This is a genomic window from Mesorhizobium sp. M1E.F.Ca.ET.041.01.1.1 (genome assembly GCF_003997355.1).
Taxonomy (GTDB): Bacteria; Pseudomonadota; Alphaproteobacteria; order Rhizobiales; family Rhizobiaceae; genus Mesorhizobium.
This window is the reverse complement of sequence record NZ_RZSL01000444.1, coordinates 1-5,213: the sequence shown is the minus strand read 5'-3', so window position 1 is coordinate 5,213 and position 5,213 is coordinate 1. Positions and strand designations below refer to the sequence as shown.

General features: G+C 60.7%; 5 protein-coding genes and 1 pseudogene. All 6 read right to left on the bottom strand.

The annotated features are described in order from the left end of the window. On the bottom strand, window positions 1-216 hold a 216-nt coding region (locus EOA38_RS39800), incomplete at its 3' end, for a hypothetical protein (protein WP_210212991.1). Between the two features lie 6 nt (window positions 217-222). After that, a pseudogene (locus EOA38_RS27250) lies at window positions 223-520 on the bottom strand (type II toxin-antitoxin system RelE/ParE family toxin). Beyond that, window positions 517-783, bottom strand: a complete 267-nt coding sequence (locus EOA38_RS27245; protein WP_127253916.1) for a type II toxin-antitoxin system ParD family antitoxin — start codon at window positions 781-783, stop codon at window positions 517-519. Before EOA38_RS27245 ends, EOA38_RS27250 begins: the two are co-directional and overlap by 4 nt. A gap of 119 nt (window positions 784-902) precedes the next feature. Then, window positions 903-3,266 (bottom strand): type IV secretory system conjugative DNA transfer family protein, encoded by a 2,364-nt coding sequence (locus EOA38_RS27240; RefSeq protein WP_127300683.1) that lies wholly within the window; start codon window positions 3,264-3,266, stop codon window positions 903-905. Next, window positions 3,244-4,290 carry a P-type DNA transfer ATPase VirB11 gene (gene virB11, locus EOA38_RS27235; RefSeq protein ID WP_127300682.1) on the bottom strand — a complete coding sequence of 349 codons (1,047 nt, stop codon included), beginning with the start codon at window positions 4,288-4,290 and terminating at the stop codon, window positions 3,244-3,246. The genes EOA38_RS27240 and virB11 overlap by 23 nt, the downstream gene beginning before the upstream one ends. Continuing rightward, window positions 4,256-5,213, bottom strand: a 958-nt coding sequence (virB10, locus tag EOA38_RS27230) for a type IV secretion system protein VirB10 (RefSeq protein ID WP_145966081.1), incomplete at its 5' end; no start/stop codon positions are given. The genes virB10 and virB11, both read right to left, overlap by 35 nt.

Genomic DNA, 5,213 nt, shown 5'->3' with positions numbered 1-5,213 from the left:
ACGACCTTCAGTGTGATGCGCTGGCCCAGCGGTTTCGATACCGAGAACACCTATGAGGATGCCGCATCCGGCCGCAAAGACAATCGCCCTCGTCTGGCGGGCCTGCCTGAAAGCGCTCCGGGCGCCGACATCAGTACGGGTAACACGAACAAGACCTGGCAGCGCGAGCCGGTCGGCGCGCTGCCGAAGGATCACGCCGAGAACAGCCGGTGCCAATTCATATTAGTCCTCAAACAGTATCGCGGCAAAGTCCATCGCGCCGTGGAGGACATGGATGATCACAATCTGTTCGCGTTCAACACGGTAGATAATCAAGTAGCCGCCATGAACCCTGCGGCGAATGCCGTGCTGGTTCATATCGAGGCACCAAAGGAGAGCTCTTTGGAGTCTCGGCTAAGGCTTCACATTTACCGCGTAGCTCTTGGATGAACGAAAGAGCACGACGAGGATTATCCTTCGCTATGTAGGCGGCAATCCGTTCAAGATCGCTGTCGGCTTCGTCCGAAAACACGACGATCATGCTGACTTTTCGGCCTGTTCAGCAATAGAGCGATACTTTGCCTCAAGCCGGTCAAAAACGTCGCTCGCGGGTTTCGTTCGACCTGCATCAGCATCGGCAATACCGCGCATGATTGAGGCGTCAAGGGCGAGAAGGCGCGTCTCACGATCTTGTATCAGCCGCACGCCCTCCCGCAGCACTTCACTTTTCGAGCCATAGCGGCCCGTATCGACAAGCTGCTGGATATAGCTTTCGAGCTGTTTGCCCAGATCGGCACTGATCATGCGCGAAGCCTCATTCGGACGAGTTGCGCTCAAGATGGTTCGCTTATCAACTATTATCAAGACACCACCGTCATCGGCCCGGCCGGGAATTGGCGTGATGACCTCATGACTGCATCAGATCACGGCTTCCCTTGAGCCGTTTCGGCCGTTGCGTCCCGCCCATCGCCGTGACGCCTAATTTGATCCTGCAGCTCTTCAATTGCGGCTGACGGTACCCCGTCGACATCTCCGCTATCCACTGACGGCGACAGTGAACGACCGCCGGCCTCCACCTCCTGATCGAGCGATGCGAGCAGCGCGGCAATCGACATGGACTTGTTTCCCGGCCGGACTTGGAATTGCAAGACGCTCGCCTTGCCTTCAGACGCACTCGGGCCGGCTGCGTTTGATGCTGCCGGCGCCGATCGCCGGCCAAGCGTGGGAAGCGGCCGCGGCGCATCGTCGGCCGTCTGATCGGTCCGCTTCGGTTTCAACTCCGGAACTTTAGCGGCGACCTTGCTCTTGGCTTCAGCCTCACCACCCGTTGGAAGGCCTGATCTTGGCAGCGCCCGTGGTGCGTCCGCGTTGTCGCTATTGGCTTTCGCCTTTAACGCGACAGGCTCAACCCCTTTAGCCGCCGCACCAGTCGCAGGCGGCACCGCATCGGCACAGGCTGTATCGCCCGAAACCGGCGCTTCGACGGTATCGGGTTCCCGCAACTCGAAAGGCACCGCTGGTGTACTGTTGCCCGCCGCTTCGACGTCCGCCATGGAGCGCAGCGGAAAATCCTGCCATCGGGGGAGAGGCGGAACCTTCAAGCGCCGGTGGCGAAATTCCAGATAGGTCGCCTTATAGGGAGCGTCCTTATAATAGGTGACCTTGCGCACCGTGAAACCAGGTGCGCTCGGGACCAGAACCACGGCCTGCTTCGCCGGCATCTGTCGAAGCTCCGCCGCCGTCCGGAACGGCCTTTCCTGGTAACTTAAACTCTTGTCTCGACCTCCAAATATACCTTGACCGGCCCTGATGATCGGTGTGGCCACCTCGATCGTGGTCGGTCCCAGCATTACAGAGACATATTCCGATGTCTCCACGTCGTTCATGCGGATGAAAAGCTTCACCTGGCACGCGGACACCGTGGTCTGCCGCGTCGCTTTACCATAGACCTCGTCGAGCTGGGCGAGGTCCTGCAGGACCAGGACCATGCGGAAGCCATAGCCCGCGTTGATCGCCAGCTTGGACACGATAGACTCCATTTTGCCGAGTTGGCGAAACTCGTCGATCATCACCAGGACCTGGTAGGGCTCGTCCGGACCCGGCAAGGAGGCCATCAACACATCATGGATTTGCTGAACCAGGATTTTGATGATGGGCCGGAACACGTCGAGCTGCGCCACCGAGCAGCCGATGAAGAGAGCCGTCGGGTCCTTGCGAAGCTTCGAGATATCGAAATCGGTCGACGCCGTAGCGGCCGCGACGAGGTCATTGGTCCAGGGGTTGAGAGCCGCCGTCAGGTTGAAGTAGGCCGAATTTCGCGTTTCCTTTTCCAGCGCAATGAACTGGTTGAGCCCGTGCAGGACCCACGACGGCAGATATTTTTCCTCGTCATTGCGGATATTCGTCAGCACCCTCAGAAAGTCCACGCCGGTCGAAAGAAGCATCGCGACGGCGCGCAAATGACGCTGCCCCTCATAGCGTGGTGACGTCAGCACATAGCCGATCATGGCCGAAAGCAGCTGCCGGCCGGCGCGCGCCCAGATCTCGGAACTTCCTGTCGCCTCCGGGATGATGAAGGAGGAGACCACCGCGCAGTCCGTCGGCATGCGCGCATCGCGCCGGATGAAATCCAGCGGATTATAGCGATGCGAGTCCCGCTCGCCGGGGGAAAAGAAGAAGACCTTGTCGCCGAGAGCCTGCCGGTGTGCACCGAACGCCTCGAAATTCTCCCGCTTCGGATCGAACCACACCGAGGATCCTCGCCACATATAACCGTTCGGAATGACAAAGCTGACGCCCTTGCCGGATCGGGTCGGCCCGACCACCAGGACGTGCGCGGGATCGTCCGAGCGGATCGTCGCCCCACCCATCTTGCCGAGGATCAAGCCTTGCTTTGCCAGCAGGTTTTTCCTTTCGGCGTCCATGATTGTGCCGAACCGCGCATCGCCGTAGTGCTTTGGCTTGCGGTTGATCAGGCTTGCAAAGATCAGGCCGACGCCGATCGCCACGACAACCGCGGCCGCGATCGCGCCGCGGATGATCGTTTCGCCCTGCGTGGGATGATAGGCCAGTCGCTGACTGAAATGCTGCCAGGCAACCAACAGGCCGCTTAGGCTGCGTTGCGCGTTCTGGTATTTTAGAAGCCCCCAGCGCGAGGCGCCTTCGGAAGGGAGGACGGGACTCCACCGCCATGTCGCCACCAGCTCGTAGGCCAGGCTCCAAAGGGCGAAGAAGGCGAGTAGGGCGATGAGACCGAGGAAAAGCCTATAAGCCAATACGCGCGACATTCTGGGAAACCTTTCTGGCGGCTCTCCATTCGGTCATGCGGCTGAACCAGATCGCCGAAGTTCCACGCCAGCCGCCCAGGCGAGTCTGGTGGATGACAATCGGCAGGACCGACCGCACGTAATCGATGATCTCCGCCTTGCTCAGCCCGAGCCCAGCCTGCATGACCATCAATGCCAGCTGCTCAAACGCACCGGTCGGGCTGTCGGCATGGATCGTCGTGATCGATCCCGGATGGCCCGTGTTGACGGCGCGCAAGAACGAATAGGCTTCCGCTCCCCGGATCTCGCCCAGGAAGATTCGATCCGGCCGCAAGCGCATGGCCGCCTGCAGCAGCGTTTCAACGGTCACGCGCGCCAGGCCCTGGTCGCCCTTTGACGCGACGAGGGGCAGGTAGTTGGGCTGGCGTGGTTTGACTTCTCGCGTATCCTCAATGGTAAGGATCCGCTCATCCGAAGGCACTTCGTGCAAAATCGCGTTCAGAAACGTCGTTTTGCCCGACGATGTGCCTCCTGAAAGCAGAATCGAATACCGTTCCCGCACGGCCAAGCGGAGGAAATCCTCGATCTTGCCGGCGTCGAGATATTCGCAAAGGGCGCTGTCGGTCTCGCTCAATTCGCCGGGATCCTGGACGGAGATCGTATCGAACGCCCCCCGTTTCCGGTAATCCTCAAGGCGCATGTCCTTCACGACCTGCTTGCGGATCGCGAAGGCGCCCCCTGTCGGGGTTGCCGGCGCAAGCACGCCCTGAAAGCGTTCGCCGCCGGGGAGGGCGGCCGAAAGCAATGGATTTTCCTCGCTGACCGACTGCGAGGATGATGCCGCTATACGTTCCATGAGGTATGTGATCGCGGCGCGGTCGAGCTCGGGCACGTCGAAGGGCTGCATATGTGTGGAGCCGACGATTTCGACCCACACCCGTCCAGGCCCGTTCGCACAGATTTCGACCACGCGCTCGTCATCGAGCCAGCGCCGCACTGGCTCCAGCGCCCTATTTAGAAAGACGGTTCTTTGCTGCCCGCTCACGTCGTATCTCCGTCAACGCCTCGCGTACCGGGTCCGGATAGAACTCGGAAAAATCGAGGTCGCGACGGACGAACACCAAGATCCGCGACCCCTGATCGACATGGATCGTGGGCGCGATATTGATCGAATTGCGAAGCGCCTCTTCAGCAATGCGGTTGAGGCTTTGTGAGACCTGTTGCGCGCCGATCTGGCGCGCGTTCTGCATGTACTGGTTGGGTTGCGTCTGGATTGTCGCCGTCTGTCCGGTCTGCGGATCCGTAAAGGTCTGATTGGTGTTCGACCCGTTCTGGTCGTTGCCAAGGTTGGCGATGAACTGCGTCGCGCCACCCACGACACTTAAAAGGATCGCCGAGCCGAACCGCTCGAAATAATGGTTGTCGACCTCGCCCGGCATACCGCTGCGACCGAGCTCGTCGGTGCCCGTCGAACCGAGCTGCACCGACATGCCGTCCGATCGAAGCAGGCGTGTCCACACAATGAACACCCGCGTTTGGCCGGTTGCGAGGCCACTTCGATATTCACCGATAAGGCGGGAGCCACCGGGGATCAAAACCCTGCGACCGTCGAACGACCATACATCCTCCGACACGACGGCCCGAACCATACCGGCAAGATCGCTCTGGATCGCGGTCTCGAGCACGCCCTTGATCATCGTCCCTTGGGCGACCAGAGCGTCCGTGCGCGGGTTCATCGTGGCCTTCGATGTATCCGCTCCGCTCTGGCTCGCCCTTGCCAAAAAACGCCGGTTGGGGTCCTCCTCGCCCTCGCCTGTGTTTCCGGCCGCCGCTGCATCGGTTCCATTGCCCCCCAGTGCTGAGGCACTGCCAGGCGCATCGCCGCTATCGACGACGAGCTGCTTGGCGCGAAGGCGCTCCCATTTGCGGCGCTCCTCTTCTTCTTGCCTGCGCCGTTCTTCCTCGGCC